The sequence below is a fragment of the Kribbella qitaiheensis genome, from assembly GCF_014217565.1.
GTDB classification, from domain to species: Bacteria; Actinomycetota; Actinomycetes; order Propionibacteriales; family Kribbellaceae; genus Kribbella; species Kribbella qitaiheensis_A.
Map to the genome: position 1 here is coordinate 5,104,961 of NZ_CP043661.1, position 13,868 is coordinate 5,118,828.

Genomic DNA, 13,868 nt, shown 5'->3' on the forward strand with positions numbered 1-13,868 from the left:
GTCAGCCGGCGAGTTCGAGGATGTCTATTTCGGTGCCGGGGTCGGCTTCGGCGAAGCGGAGGGCCCAGCGGACGGCCTCTTCCTTGGAGTCGACCCGGATCACCGAGACACCGGCGACCAGTTCCTTGGTCTCCGAGAACGGTCCGTCGATGACGCGCGGCGGACCGTTCTCGAACGCGATCCGGGCGCCGCGCGAACTCGGCATCAGGCCTTCCGCGATCAGCAGCACTCCTGCTTGGCGCATCTCCTCCAGCACCGCGTCCGCCCGCGCGAGCACGTCGGCATCGGGCGGCAGGCCCGCTTCGAGCTTGTCGTTCGTCTTGTGCAGGAGCATGTACCGCATGCTCAGACCGTAACCACTCCGCCGCCGACTAACCAGCACCAGCGCGCGTCGTGATCAGCCCCTCTCGCTCGAGGATCGTCCAGAAGTCTGCCGGGATCTCGACCTCGAGTAGCTGCGCCACCTCCGTGATCTCGCGCGGACTTCTCGCCCCGACCACCACCGCGGGCACGGCTGGATGCGCCAGCGGGAACTGAACGGCGGCGGCCAGCAGCGGTACGCCGTACTGGCGGCAAAGGGCGCGAAGTCGCTCGGTTCGCGCCTGCGTGGGGTAAGCCAGCGCACCGCCTTGGAAGACGCCCGCGGCGAGGATCGGGATGCCGAGGTTGTGGCACAGCGGCAGCAGTTCGTCCGCGCCGGACTGGTCGAGAAGGGTGTAGCGGCCCGCGAGCAGGATGCAGTCTGGTCCCCGTCCGGTCGCCCGGATGAATCGGGCCGCGACGTCCGCGTGGTTCACGCCGAGTGAGAGGGCGCCGATCGTGCCGCGGTCGCGGAGCTCGGTCAGCGCGCGGTACGCCTCGGTGGAGGCGGTCGGGAAGTCGAGCTCCGGGTCGTGGATGTGCAGGATGTCGATCCGGTCGATCCCTATCCGGCTCAGGCTCTCCTCGAACGAGCGCAGCACCGCGGCGTACGAGTAGTCCAGGCGTGGACCGAGACCGGCTGGCGGCTCGGCCCAGATCGGCTGGATGTCCGGGCCGCCGGGCTCGATCAGGCGGCCGACCTTGCTGCAGAGCACGAACTCGGACCGAGGCCGCCCGCGAAGCGCCAGCCCGGTCCGCTGCTCCGAGCGGCCGTACCCGTACACCGGAGCCGTGTCGAAGAGCCGGATGCCGACCTCCCAAGCCCGATCGATCGTGGCGACGGCCTGGTTCTCCGGCACGGCCGCGAACATCCCACCGAGCGAGGCGAGCCCCAACCCCAGCCGACTGACCCGCAACCCCGTCCGCCCGAGCTCCACCATCTCCACACCGGCACGCTAGAACTCCGCTCCGACAGTTTCGGTCCACCAGGGGCAGACTGGGGAGATGACTGAGCCTGTTCGTGTGATCCGGGAGGTCGAGCTGATCGCCTCCGATCCGACCAGCGGGATGCTGCGGAGGAAGGCGTTCGAGCTACCGATCCTGTGGGCCGGCCGGGTCGAGACGCAGCCCGGTGCCATCTCCGGCTGGCACCATCACGACCGCAACGAGACCAGCCTGTACGTCGTGTCCGGCATCCTCCGGCTCGAGTTCGACGGCGGCGACGGCTATCTGGATGCCGTCGCCGGGGACTTCATCCACGTCCCGGCCTTCACCATCCACCGCGAGAGCAACCCCGGCGACGAACCATCCATCGCCGTCATCGCCCGAGCCGGTGGCGGCATCCCCACCGTCAACGTCGACGACTTCGACCGGTAACCCGATCAAAGCCGCGGGTCAGGGGAAGCGCTCGTACGCCGGGAGGGTCAGGAAGTCGGTGTAGTCGTCGGCGTTGGCCACGTCGAGGAAGGTTTCCCGGGCGGCCGTGTAGCGGGTGGGGTCGTCGCCGAGTTTGGCGATCTCCTCGTCGGCGATCTGGGTGACCAGGTCGGTGCTGACGACCGAGCCGGTGTCGAGCACGACCTTGTTGTGGCGCCACTGCCAGATCTGCGACCGGGAGATCTCGGCCGTCGCGGCATCCTCCATCAGGTTGAAGATGCCGACCGCGCCGGTGCCTTCGAGCCACGCCGCGAGGTACTGGATCGCCACACTCACGTTGCTTCGCAGCCCTGCCTCGGTCACCTCGCCGGGAGCGCCGCCGATATCCAAGAGCTGATCAGCGCTGACCTGCACGTCCTCACGGAGCTTGCCGAGCTGGTTGGGCTCGGAGCCGAGGACCTCGTCGAAGACCGCACGACAGGTGTCGACCATGCCGGGATGGGCGACCCACGAGCCGTCGAACCCGTCGCCCGCTTCCCGCCTCTTGTCGGCCTCGACCTTCGCGAACGCCTGCTCGTTCACCGCCGGATCCTTGCTCGGGATGAACGCCGCCATCCCACCGATCGCGTGCGCTCCACGCTTGTGGCACGTACGCACCAGCAGCTCGGTATAGGCGCGCATGAACGGCACCGTCATCGTCACCGAGTTCCGATCGGGCAGCTGGTACTGCGTACCTCGCGTCCGATAGGTCTTGATGACGCTGAACATGAAGTCCCAGCGACCCGCGTTCAACCCGGCCGAGTGCTCGCGAAGCTCGTACAGGATCTCTTCCATCTCGAACGCGGCCGGGTACGTCTCGATCAGCACGGTCGCCCGGATCGTCCCGCGCGGCATCCCGAGGAACTCCTGCGCCGCCACGAACACGTCGTTCCAGAGTCGCGCTTCGAGGTGGGACTCCATCTTGGGCAGGTAGAAGTACGGTCCCTGACCGCGATCGAGCTGCAACCGCCCGCAGGCGACGAGGTAGAGCGCGAAGTCCACCAACGACCCCGACGTCCGCTGCCCATCGACCAGCAGGTGCTTCTCCGGCAGGTGCCAGCCGCGCGGCCGGACCACGATGGTGGCCAGCTCGTCATCGGGCCGCAGCTCGTACCGCTTGCCGGCCTCGGAGCTGAAGTCGATCTTGCGGGTGACGGCGTCGAGCAGGTTGAGCTGGCCGCCGATCACGTTCTCCCACAACGGGGTGTTCGCGTCCTCCTGGTCGGCGAGCCACACCTTCGCGCCGGCGTTGAGCGCGTTGACGGTCATCTTCCGATCGGTCGGCCCGGTGATCTCCACCCGCCGGTCCACCAGCCCTGGCGCGGCTGGCGCGACCCGCCAGTCACGGTCCTCGCGAACGGCAGCAGTTTCCGGCAGGAACCCGAGCGATCCACCGGCGGCGATCGCGGCGACCCGCTCCCGGCGCTTCCCGAGCAGTTCCAGCCGGCGCCCGTCGAACTCCCGGTGCAACCGCTCGATCAGCTCCAGCGCCTGCCCGGTCAAGATCTCGTCGTACCGCGCAAGCATCGGCCCGGCAATCTCGATCGCCACCGTGATCCTCCATCCCGTTGTCCGTCCCCGACACGCTACCCGCAGCCTCGGCGGCGCTTGGCCGGCCACGAGCGCGTACGCCATGGCGGGCCGCGCGGCGGCGCAACGGTCCAGAAGCCGGGACCGTGGACACCAAGTGGGGACCTTGGACAGGAAATAACGTGGCCGAGGTCCCCACTGCTTGTTCAAGGTCCCCAGTTCTGGTGAGGTCCCGCTTCGGAGCGGCCTCCGTGGTGGAAGGCATCATCCACGAACTGTGGCTTAGTACTAGTCGGCTTGGAGGGCGGGCAGCACGTCACGTAGTACGGTGGCGTGGTCCTCGGGCTTGGCGAGGCCCATGCCCATCGTGTTGACGCCGAGGTGGGTGGCGCCGAGCTCGCGCCAGCCTTCGGCGTACGCCGCCCAGTCTTTCTCCGGGACGCTGCCCAGCGAGATGCGGGCCTCGAATCCGATCGCGGCCGGGTCGCGGCCCGCTGCGACGGCGTACTCGCGGACGCGTTCCAGTTTGGCGCGAGCCTCGTCGTCGGGCGCGAGCTGCGGTAGCCAGCCGTCGCCGATCTCGCCCGTACGGCGCAGTACCGCCTCGGCGCCGCCACCGAACCAGATCGGGATCCTCCGCCCTGGCAGGGGGTTGAGCCCGGCTTCCTCGACCTGGTGGAACTCACCGTCGTACGAGATCACCGGCTCCGCCCACAGCTTGCGCAGCAGGTCGACCTGCTCGGTCAGCCGCGCGCCGCGTTTCTCGAACGGCACGCCCTGAGCCTGGTACTCGACCTCGTTCCAGCCGATGCCGACGCCGAGGCGCAGTCGCCCGCCGCTGAGCAGGTCCACCTGGGCCGCCTGCTTCGCGACCAGCGCGGTCTGGCGTTGCGGCAACACCAGCACGCCGGTCACCAGCTCGACGCTGGACGTGATCGCGGCCAGGTAGCCGAAGAGGACGAAAACCTCGTGGAACAAGGACTTGTCGGTGTACCCGGTCCAGCCCGGCCGGTGCTCGGGGCTCGCGCCCAGCACGTGGTCATAGGCGAGGATGTGGTTGTACCCCGCGGCCTCGATCGTCCCCGCCCACTGCCGGAGTACCGCCGGGTCCGCGCCGATCTCGAGCTGCGGAAGGATCGCACCGATCTTCATGAAGTCACTCCGGTCAGCAGGTCGACGAGTCCTTCGATCGCGAGGTCGAACGGCTCCTGCGAGTTCGCCGCGCGGGCCAGAACATACCCACCCTGCAGTACGGCGGCAATGGTGGCAGCCGTCCTCGTGGCGTCCAGGCCGGCCGGGTACTCGCCGTTTTCCTTGCCCTCGGCAATAATCGTGGCGAGCCGGGACCGGATCCACTGGAAGGTCTCGTCGACCGGCGCCCGGAGGACGGGATCTGCCATCACATCCGGGTCGGAGGTGAGCCGGCCCATCCGGCAGCCCTTCAATACCTCCCGTTCGCGGCGCAGATAGCCGGTGATCCGCTCGGTCGAGGTGCCGTCGGCGAACTGCTCCTCGGCGGCGGCTCTGAGTTCGGCGCCGGAGCGCTCGATCGCAGCCTTGGCGAGCTCGGCCTTGCCGCTGAAGTGGTGATACATGCTGCCCTGCCCGGCATCCGCGGCGATCTGGATCGCCTTCGGACTCGTACCGACGTACCCACGCTCCCAAAGCAGTTCCTGCGTACTCCGAATCAACCGCTCGACCGTCTCCACCTCGCAACTGTACCCACTCGTAGGTACAGCCGACCCGCTTCGCGCAGGAGGGCGCGAAGGGGGCTGACCGAATAGCTTCCCCCGCCGCCGGAGCGCTAGTCTCGGTCGCCATGAGCATCAGCGTCGCGATCGCCGTCATCACCTTCCGGCGACCTGACCTGCTGAAGGACCTGCTGGACAGCCTGATGAGTCAGGAACTGCCCGAGGACAGCGGCTTCGCCGTACGGATCGTCGTGGTCGACAACGACGCCGAGGGTTCGGCGGGCGAGGTGATCGCCGCGGCTGCCGCCGACGCGAAGTACCCGATCGAGACGGCGATCGAGCCGGAGCCGGGGATCCCGTTCGCCCGGGAGAAGTCGGTCCAGCTGGCCTGGGACGACGACGCGCTGATCTTCGTCGACGACGACGAGGTCGCCCCGCCCGGCTGGCTGGCGACCTTGCTCGGCGCGTGGGAGAAGACCCGCGCCGACGTGGTGACCGGCCCGGTGCAGGGGATCCTGCCCCCCGACGCCCCGGCCTGGAACCGCTACAGCGACGTGCACTCCTCGATGGGCAAGCACGCGACCGGCGACCTGCTGAACAAGGCATACACGAACAACACCCTCGTCGCCCAGCGCGTCTACCACTCGGTGACGCCGGCCTTCCACCCCGCCTTCCGCTACACCGGCTCGAGCGACCTGCACTTCTTCCTGCGGGTCAACCAAGCGGGCTACCGGATCGTCTGGTGCGAGGAGGCCCGCATCCAAGAGGACGTGCCGGCTTCGCGGACGACGCTGCGCTGGCTGTTCCGGCGCGCGTTCCGCTCCGGCAGCGGTGACACGATCAGCCGGCTGCTGATCCAGCCAGGCGCGGTCAGCTACCTGCGGGTGCTGGCCTATGCTCTGGCGCGGATCGCCTCGGCCTTCGTCTACGGCCTCGGCGGTCTGGTGACCTTCCGGAAGACCTATCTGCTGAAGGCGGTCCGCCGGTTCTTCTCGGGCGTCGGCAGCCTCGCGGGCATAGTAGGGATCAACCATGACGAGTACCGGGAACGGCACCGAGCAGACGGTGGCGACGCTGTGTCAGGCGATCTGGCAGGTGGAGCGGGAGCTGGAGCTGCTGAGCTGGCGGATCCAGAAGGCGCACCCGTGGCCGATCATCCGGATGCGCGTCTTCCATGAGCTGAGCAAGCGCTCCGGCATCCACGGCGAGCCACACCCGGTACGCCGTACGCGGGCCGACGAGCTCAGGCTGATCGGCAAGCACGTGACCGGCGTGGCCACCCGGAATCCCTTCCTGGCAGGCGGATCCGTCGACTCGCTGGTGGTTCCGCATCCGCGCAAGCCGGGCGGAATCGAGATCTACACCGACCGGCTCCGTACTGCGTTGGGCTCGTCGGCGCTCGTGCTCGACTCGGGCATCAACGGGACGCCGTTGCCGCGGAGTACGAATCTCGACTTCTTCACCTCCGCGGCCGGCGCCGTGCGAAGCCGGATCGTGGACGAGCGCAGCCGCAAGGTCGCGGACGCGCTGGAAGCCCTGACCGGAGTCAAGGTCCCGATCGCGGCGCTGGTCGCCCGCGAGGTGCCGAAGCACCTGCGCTTGCGGGCGCTCTATCGCACGTTGCTGAAGCGGCGTGGGATCAAGACCGTGTACGTCGTGGTCGCCTACTTCCATCAGCACATCGTCGGCGCGGCTCGCGATCTCGGGATCCGGGTGGTCGAGCTGCAGCACGGTGCGATCTCGCCGTTCCACCTGGGCTACAGCTATCCCGGACGGCCCGCGGTGGCGGACCAACCGGATGAGCTGTGGTGTTTCGGGTCGTACTGGACCGACGTCGCCGAGTTGCCCGCGGGGATGGCGACGGCGGTGGCAGGTGCGCCTTTCATCCAGCCGCTGTCGGATCCGGAGCTAGCGGCCAAGGAGTCGCAGCGCGTGGTTTTCCTATCCCAGGGGACGATCGGGCCGTCGCTTTTCGAGTTCGCTGCCTCGCTGGCGGAGGCGCGGCCGGAGTACGAGATCGTCTTCCGGCCGCACCCGAGTGAGCATGCGTCCGACTACTCGGCGCGATCCGGCGTACGGATCTCTTCCGGGCCGGGCGAGTCCACGTTGGGGCTGCTCGCGTCGGCCGGCTACCAGGTCGGCGTCGCGACGACGGCGCTCTTCGAGGGCATGGTGCTCGGCTGCCGCACCGTCGTCGCGCAACTGCCTGGCCACGAGTACCTGCAACCGGTCGTCGACCGGGGCGACGCAGTACTGGCCAACTCGCCCTCGGCTCTCGCGAGTCTGTTGCCTGTAGCACCTATTTGCCCGGATAGCACCGACTACTACGCCCCCGACAACCTCGCGGCCCTGCTCAAAGGGTAGTTCGGCTGATCTCTGCTTGCAGGAGCTTGGCGTTCGGGGCTATCTCGGCGTAGACCCCTGGATAGTTGGGCTCGGCGCAGCCCTCGCCCCAGGAGACGGTGGCGAGGAGACGGCCGTTGAGGACGAGCGGACCGCCGGAGTCGCCTTGGCACGAGTCACCGGTGCCGTCCAGGTAGCCGGCGCAGACGTTGGCGCTCGCGGCGTACCCGTAACCGACGTACTCCTTGTTCGCCAGGCAGACGGCATCACCGAGGTCGGGGGCCGCCAGCTTCTGCAAGGTGTCGTCAGGGCCGGTCTCAGCGGTGTCGCCCCAGCCGTAGACCGTCGGGACGACACCCTTGCGGTCGGCCTTCGGGTTGGTCTCCAACCGGATCACGGGTACGCCGGTCATCGGCTTGGCCAGCGTGAGGATCGCGAAGTCGTTCCGGTTGTTCGTCCGGCTGTAGCCCGGATGGATCCAGCTGCCGGTGATCCTCGAGGTTCGGCCGATCCTGCGATCGGTCAGGTCGGCACGACCCTGGACCGCGGTGTAGGTGCCGATCGGTTTGGTCATGCAATGTGCCGCCGTGATGATCTTGTCCGCCCGGACCAGCGCGCCACCACACCAGCGATTGGTCGCGGTCGCGGAGGTGGTGTTGGTCAACGCGATCGCCCACGGCGCCTCGGAGGTGCTCGTCAGCGTTCCGCCGATGATCAGCGGATGTTCCTGGGTCATGGTTGCTGCTGCCGCGCCCGCCGAAACAAGGACCAGTATGCCCGCGATCGCCGCTGCCCGAGTGAACATGCGCCGAACCTACTCCAGGTGATCTCCCGATCGCGGTAAGTCGTCCTGAGGAAGGCAGGGAGAAAATTGTCCGCCGGATGGGATGGGCCGGTGCCAGGTGGGGCAGACTGGGGGCAGGCTGCCGGGGCTGGGGGCGGCATATGTGGAGGGGACGAACATGATTGATTCCGAGGCCGTGCGGCTCGACGAGCCGGTGAAGGCGCTGCACCTCGAGGTCGCCGAGGCGATGTCCGAAGTGGCCGCCTCGCTGCAGGCACCGATGGACCTGGACAGCACGCTGGAGTTGATCACCCGCAGTGCCGCCGACACCATCCCCGGCATCGTGGAAGCGAGCATCTCGATCACCACCAGGGACGGCGAGATCCAGACGCTGGCGCCGACCGGTCCGCTGGTGAGCCGCGCCGACGCCCTCCAGTACGAACTGGGCGAGGGGCCTTGCCTGGACGCCGCGCTGGAGGAGCCGGTCGTCGTGGTCGAGGATCTCGCCACCGACAATCGCTGGCCGGACTTCGGCCCGAAGGCGGCGGCCCTCGGCTTCGGCTCGCAGGTCGCCTTCCAGTTCGAGGCCGCGCAGCCGAACGCACGCGGTGCGCTCAACCTGTACGCCGGTGAGCCGGGCGCGATCGACCAGGACTCGATCCAGCTCGGCAGCATGTTCGCCGCCCAGATCGCGGTCGCGCTGGGCTGGGCCCGGCAGGACCGGACGATGACCGAGGCGCTCGCCACCCGGAACGTGATCGGCCAGGCCGTCGGGATTCTGATGGAGCGCTACAAACTCGACTCGGAGCGCGCCTTCGCCTTCCTGGTCCGGCTGTCCCAGACCAGCAACACCAAGCTCCGTCAGATCGCCGACGCCGTGGTCGCCCAGGTCAACGAGAACGCCGAGCACTAGGGCCCGACCGGGCTGACCTCAGCCTGGGCCGCTGCCATAAGCAGTAATACTCAAGCGCTTTAGAAAGCTTCTCTGTAATACTCACCGTCGGCCCGATTTGCCGCGATGAGGAGCTTTCTTGTGAGGTTGTGGAAATTCGTTCTGCCCGTTGTGGTTCTTGCGACCGGGGTGACTCCTGCTCAAGGGGTCAGCGACCAGACGGTGTCGTACCGCGGATACCAGGTGACCGTGCCTGCCGGCTGGCCCGTGGTCGACCTGGCGAAAGACCCGACCGCGTGCGTCCGGTACGACCGCCCGGCTGTGTATCTGGGCACCAGCAAGTCGCAAGCCGACTGCCCGGCGCACCTGGCCGGTCGCAGTGAAGGAATCGTTCTCGAGCCGCTGACCAAGCCCGCGCGCTCCACTGATGGTGAGATCCAGGTCGCCTCGCAGGACGCCGGCGTACTGGCGACCGCGTACTACGCGCCTGGCGGCGAGCAGTCGGCTCGCAAGGTCCTCGGCACTGCCCGTGTGACCTCGAAGTCGTTCCGTACCGCGGTGGCTCCCAAGGCAGTCGCCGCGCCTTCCGTAGTCGCCACCGGCGCGATCACCGGCGCCGCCTTCGACGCCTGCACAGCCCCTAGCCAGACCACCATGAACGCGTGGGCCGGATCGGCCTACAAGGCGGCCGGCATCTACATCAGCGGCGGACTGCGCGCCTGCGCGCAGCCGAACCTCACCCCGGACTGGGTGGCCGCGAACTCCGCCAACTGGCAGTTCCTCCTGATCGACGTCGGTATGCAGGCGCCCTGCACCACCTTCTCGAGCAAGATGTCCGCAGACCCGGCCACTGCCCGCAGCCAGGGACGCACCGCAGCTGCCAATGCCATCACCGCGGCCGAGGCCCTCGGCTTTACCCAGCGCAGCGCGATCTACAGCGACATCGAGGCGTACCCCTCGACCGCCGCGTGCAAGGCGTCCGTACTGTCCTACCTGAGCGGCTGGACCATCGAGCTGAACAGCCGCGGCTACCTCGGTGGCGCGTACGTCGGTGCTGCCTCTGGCGGCATCGATCTGAACGCCGCGTACAACGACACGGCCTACACCCGGCCGGACAACCTCTGGTTCGCCCGCTGGAACAACCTGCAAGTGATCACCGACGACAAGTACATCTCCAACAATTACTGGACGAACAGCCAGCGCGTGCATCAGTACGCCGGTAACCAGTCAGAGACGATCAACGGCGTCACCATGAGCATCGACAAGAACTGGGTCAAGCTCACACCGCCGCCCGCGGCACTCACCAGCTTCACCGGCACCGGCGCGTACCTGTCCGCAAGCCTCCGCTGGCCAACACCGGCCGGCAGCCAGGTCGTAGTACGCCGCAATGTCGGCACGACCCCGCCCGCACTCCCGACTGTCGGAACTGCGGTCTACGCGGGAACAGCCAGCAGTGTGACAGCAACCGGACTCGGCAACGCGACCAGCCAAGCCTTCCGCGCCTGGGTGAAGGACAGCACCGGCAAGTTCGGCCCGCCGATCGACCTGCGTCTGACCGGTACCGGCTCGACCGTCGCCGCCAGCTCGTCGTCGATCGCGTACGGCGCCTCGGCAACCCTCTACAGCCGGGTGACCCGGGTGGACACCAAGGCCGGGCTCCCCGGCGTACAGATGTCGCTGTATGCGCGGGCCAAGAACGGCACCACCTTCGTCGAGGTCGCCAAGGCCACCTCGGATGCCAATGGCTCGGTCAGCGCAGTGGTCAAGCCGACGGTGTCCACTGTCTACGTGTGGGGCTACAACGGCTCGTCCACGATGCTGGGCTCACGGAGTGGCAACTACACCGTCGAGGTTCGCCCGACGATCACGGCGAACATCGGCTCCCCGTCGATCAAGCTGGGCGCGGCCACCGCGTTCTACGGCTACCTGCGGCCCCAGCACCCGGGCACCACTGTCTACCTGCAGCGGCTGACCGGGACCAGCTGGCCGACCGTGGCCACCACCAAACTGAACACGACCGGTAACTATGCGTTCAGCGTCAAGCCGACCGCTCGCGGCACCTTCAGCTACCGCGCCGTCTGGCTGGCCGACGCCGACCACGCCACCACGGTCAGCGTCACGAAGGTGCTCACAGTCGGCTGAGAAGGATCAAGGAGTAGCGCCGGCAGACCTCGGTGGAACGCCGAGGCTGCCGTAGCGCTCCATCCGTTGCCACCGGAGCCGCGAGCCTGCCAGTGCGGTGAAGACCGACTGAATGACCACGAGATACATCAGCTGCCGGTAGACGAGCTGCTGCAGCGGCAGGCTCCACAACGGTCCCCACTTCTCTCTGTCCAGCCAGAACGCGTAGACACCCATCCCGAACTGCAGAGCCAGGAACCCGGCCCACACCAGGCCGACCCGGACCGGGTCCAGGAAGACGAGTCCGTAGATGGCGAACACGTCCACCACCGGGGCCAGCAACGGCAGGAGAACCTGGAAGAGCAGCAGGTAGGTCAGGCCCCGGCGGCCGAGCTTGCCGGCCTGGCCGCCTTGGACCAGCGCGCCACGGTGCTTCCACATCGCCTGCAGCGTGCCGTAGCACCAGCGGTACCGCTGCCGCCACAGTGCGCCGAGCGAAGCAGGTGCCTCGGTCCAGGCTCGCGCGCGCTCCTCGTAGACGACCCGCCAGCCATCCCGGCACAGGGCCATCGTCAGGTCGGTGTCCTCGGCCAGGGTGACGTCGCTCAGTCCACCGATGCGATCGAGCGCGCTCCGCCGGAAACCGCCGACGGCGCCGGGGACGGTTGGCATGCACTCGGCCAGGTCGAACAGCCGCCGGTCGAGATTGAACCCGACGACGTACTCGATGTGCTGCCACCGGCCCAGCAGGCCACCGCGGTTGGCGACCTTCGCGTTGCCGGACACTGCTCCTACCGAAGGATCGGCGAACGGTTGTACCAGCATCCGGACCGCGTCCGGCTCGAACACGGTGTCGCCGTCCACCATCACCACGAGTTCGTACGACGACGCCTGCAGGCCGGTGTTCAGGGCGGCCGGCTTGCCCGCGTTCGCCTGCCGGATCACCCGTACGCCGGGCAGCCCCAGCGACTCCACCAGCTCCGCGGTGCCGTCCGTCGATCCGTCGTCGACGACGATCACCTCGATCGGGTGATCCGAGGCGACCAGCGAACGGACCGCCGCCTCGATCCCCGCGCTCTCGTTGTAGGCGGGCACGATGACGGTGATCGGCTCAGTCACCGGATCGCCCCACGACCAGTACCTCTCGCGCGCATGCCGCCGGGCTGCGATCACCGTGGTCAGCGCCCGGAGAACGCTCAGCCCGCCGGCGACGTACAGCAGCCAGGTGATCACGTCGAGTGTGCCGTCACTCATCCGCATCGCCCCGATCACGGCCAGCCCACGGCCGCGCTCGACGGCGCCTGCCGAATGCACCGGCTGGGGCAGGCCGACGGCATCGCTGACCGTGGCGAACTGGAATCCGCGAGCCTTCAGAGCCGGGATCAGTTTCTGCAACGCCGCCAAGGTCTGGCTCCGGTCGCCGCCGGCATCATGCATCAGCAGCACCTGCCCGGCGGTGCCGCGCGGTGTCGAGTTCGCGATCACGCGGGCCGTGCCGGGGCCGGCGCCAGTCCTCGCTGTCCTGCGTGGTCAGGACGGTCAGGTAGCCCGCGTCCCTGGCGTGCTTGATCGACGACCAGTCCGCATTGGTCAGCGCGTCGGGTTCGGACGAGTACGGCGGTCGCAGCAGTGGCGTACTGACCCCGGTGGCGCCGGCCAGAATCAGCTGGCTCTGCCGGAGCTCGAGGGAGCTCCGCCAGCCCGGCACGGTGCTCAGATTCGCGTGGGTGAAGGTGTGAACACCGATTTGGTGGCCCTCAGCAACGATTCGGCGAGCGAGCTCCGGGTGTGCGGCGACCTCGGCGCCGACCACGAAGAAGGTCGCCTTGACGTGCTGGGCGCGGAGCAGGTCGAGCACTTCCGGGGTCCAGGTGGGATCCGGCCCGTCGTCGAACGTGATCGCGATCGTTCTGGCCTTCGGCCGTACCGAGCGGACGTCCCCGGTGCCGGCATCGATCACCGGGCCACCTCTGGCGACGGCTGCCGGTACTGCGTTGTGCGGACCCTTGGCGACCGCCTCGCCGTCCGGTGTGGTGCCGTACAAGTGATGGGTGTAACCGTGCAACAGCAGCGCGCCTGACAGACAGGCGAGGAGGACGGTGAGCATCACCCAGTGGGTCCGCAGCGGGACCTGACGGGCCCGCCGGGCGACTCGGCGGCTCACGGCTTGGACGGCGACTTGGTGCGTCCGGGCGGCGCGGTCGGCTTCCCGTGCCCCGGTGTCTGCTCCGGCGGACCGGGGGTGATGGTGGGCGTGACGCTGCTGGTCGGCTGCGGCGTCGTGGTGGGCTGCGCCGTCGTGGTCGGCTGTGTCGAGGCCGGACCGGCGGGGGGCGGCTGGGTCGGGTGGTCCCCCGCCGTCGGCTCGGTGGAGGACCGGGCGGTCTCTCCGGGCTCAGGAGTCTCCACAGCCCGGATCGGCCCCGGCGTGACCCGTGGCGCGGGCTGGTGCTTGGCGGCCTCGGGCAGTGGGATCAAAGGTGTGTCCACCCGTGGCCCACCCAGCAGGCTGCTGGTCAGCAACACCAGATAGCCGACCGCCGGTACGGCGAGCCAGACCGCGGTTCGACGGATCCTGCGGTGACGCTGCCCGGTCGAGTCGACGAATACCGGACTGCGGGTGGAGGGCGACTTCACAAACGCGGGATCATACTCGGTTACTGCCAAGTCAGGCAGTCGTCAGCTGAGGGGTTCCCCGCGGCCGGCCTTCGCCGGTGAACTTTCGGGACGA

At 68.4% G+C, this 13,868-nt stretch carries 14 protein-coding genes; 5 read left to right on the top strand and 9 right to left on the bottom strand.

Annotated elements, in window-relative coordinates; translation table 11 throughout:
- Position 1: 1 nt before the first annotated feature.
- The gene (locus F1D05_RS24210) at positions 2 to 343 is read right to left on the bottom strand and encodes a YciI family protein (RefSeq protein WP_185442668.1); all 342 of its coding nucleotides are present in this window, start codon (positions 341 to 343) and stop codon (positions 2 to 4) included.
- A 28-nt stretch (positions 344 to 371) separates the two neighbouring features.
- Positions 372 to 1,301 (bottom strand): aldo/keto reductase, encoded by a 930-nt coding sequence (locus F1D05_RS24215; protein ID WP_185449394.1) that lies wholly within the window; start codon positions 1,299 to 1,301, stop codon positions 372 to 374.
- A gap of 64 nt (positions 1,302 to 1,365) precedes the next feature.
- Between F1D05_RS24215 and F1D05_RS24220 the strand changes: the two genes are divergently transcribed.
- A complete protein-coding gene (locus tag F1D05_RS24220; RefSeq protein WP_185442670.1) occupies positions 1,366 to 1,737 on the top strand; it encodes a cupin domain-containing protein in 372 nt (123 codons plus the stop codon).
- 18 nt (positions 1,738 to 1,755) lie between these two features.
- Here the strand turns inward: F1D05_RS24220 and aceB are convergent, their stop codons facing one another.
- From aceB to F1D05_RS24235, 3 genes are all read right to left on the bottom strand, one after another.
- Positions 1,756 to 3,327 carry a malate synthase A gene (gene aceB / locus F1D05_RS24225; protein WP_206685817.1) on the bottom strand — a complete coding sequence of 524 codons (1,572 nt, stop codon included), beginning with the start codon at positions 3,325 to 3,327 and terminating at the stop codon, positions 1,756 to 1,758.
- Between the two features lie 267 nt (positions 3,328 to 3,594).
- On the bottom strand, positions 3,595 to 4,458 hold the full coding sequence (locus tag F1D05_RS24230) for an LLM class F420-dependent oxidoreductase (RefSeq protein ID WP_185442674.1): 864 nt from the start codon (positions 4,456 to 4,458) through the stop codon (positions 3,595 to 3,597).
- Positions 4,455 to 5,015, bottom strand: a complete 561-nt coding sequence (locus F1D05_RS24235; RefSeq protein ID WP_185442675.1) for a TetR/AcrR family transcriptional regulator — start codon at positions 5,013 to 5,015, stop codon at positions 4,455 to 4,457. Before F1D05_RS24235 ends, F1D05_RS24230 begins: the two co-directional genes overlap by 4 nt.
- A gap of 110 nt (positions 5,016 to 5,125) precedes the next feature.
- Between F1D05_RS24235 and F1D05_RS24240 the strand changes: the two genes are divergently transcribed.
- Positions 5,126 to 6,175 (top strand): glycosyltransferase, encoded by a 1,050-nt coding sequence (locus F1D05_RS24240; RefSeq protein ID WP_185442677.1) that lies wholly within the window; start codon positions 5,126 to 5,128, stop codon positions 6,173 to 6,175.
- Positions 6,159 to 7,361 carry a hypothetical protein gene (locus F1D05_RS24245; protein WP_185449395.1) on the top strand — a complete coding sequence of 401 codons (1,203 nt, stop codon included), beginning with the start codon at positions 6,159 to 6,161 and terminating at the stop codon, positions 7,359 to 7,361. Before F1D05_RS24240 ends, F1D05_RS24245 begins: the two co-directional genes overlap by 17 nt.
- Here F1D05_RS24245 and F1D05_RS24250 read toward each other — a convergent pair.
- The gene (locus tag F1D05_RS24250; protein ID WP_185442679.1) at positions 7,351 to 8,145 is read right to left on the bottom strand and encodes a S1 family peptidase; all 795 of its coding nucleotides are present in this window, start codon (positions 8,143 to 8,145) and stop codon (positions 7,351 to 7,353) included. The two genes, F1D05_RS24245 and F1D05_RS24250, sit on opposite strands and share 11 nt — an antisense overlap.
- Before the next feature lie 157 nt (positions 8,146 to 8,302).
- Here F1D05_RS24250 and F1D05_RS24255 point away from each other — a divergent pair, with 157 nt between their 5' ends.
- Both F1D05_RS24255 and F1D05_RS24260 read left to right on the top strand, forming a co-directional pair.
- The gene (locus F1D05_RS24255; RefSeq protein ID WP_185442681.1) at positions 8,303 to 9,037 is read left to right on the top strand and encodes a GAF and ANTAR domain-containing protein; all 735 of its coding nucleotides are present in this window, start codon (positions 8,303 to 8,305) and stop codon (positions 9,035 to 9,037) included.
- Positions 9,038 to 9,157: 120 nt separating this feature from the next.
- Positions 9,158 to 11,158 carry a DUF1906 domain-containing protein gene (locus F1D05_RS24260; protein ID WP_246485926.1) on the top strand — a complete coding sequence of 667 codons (2,001 nt, stop codon included), beginning with the start codon at positions 9,158 to 9,160 and terminating at the stop codon, positions 11,156 to 11,158.
- Positions 11,159 to 11,164: 6 nt separating this feature from the next.
- Here F1D05_RS24260 and F1D05_RS24265 read toward each other — a convergent pair whose 3' ends face one another.
- The 3 genes from F1D05_RS24265 to F1D05_RS24270 are packed head-to-tail and all read right to left on the bottom strand — an operon-like array spanning position 11,165 to position 13,774.
- Positions 11,165 to 12,574: a glycosyltransferase gene (locus tag F1D05_RS24265; RefSeq protein WP_246485927.1), complete on the bottom strand. Its 1,410-nt coding sequence runs from the start codon at positions 12,572 to 12,574 to the stop codon at positions 11,165 to 11,167.
- Complete coding sequence (locus F1D05_RS40755; protein WP_246485928.1) at positions 12,567 to 13,301, bottom strand: polysaccharide deacetylase family protein; 735 nt, start codon at positions 13,299 to 13,301, stop codon at positions 12,567 to 12,569. The genes F1D05_RS24265 and F1D05_RS40755 overlap by 8 nt, the downstream gene beginning before the upstream one ends.
- On the bottom strand, positions 13,298 to 13,774 hold the full coding sequence (locus F1D05_RS24270; protein ID WP_185442685.1) for a hypothetical protein: 477 nt from the start codon (positions 13,772 to 13,774) through the stop codon (positions 13,298 to 13,300). The genes F1D05_RS40755 and F1D05_RS24270 overlap by 4 nt, the downstream gene beginning before the upstream one ends.
- Between the last annotated feature and the right edge of the window lie 94 nt (positions 13,775 to 13,868).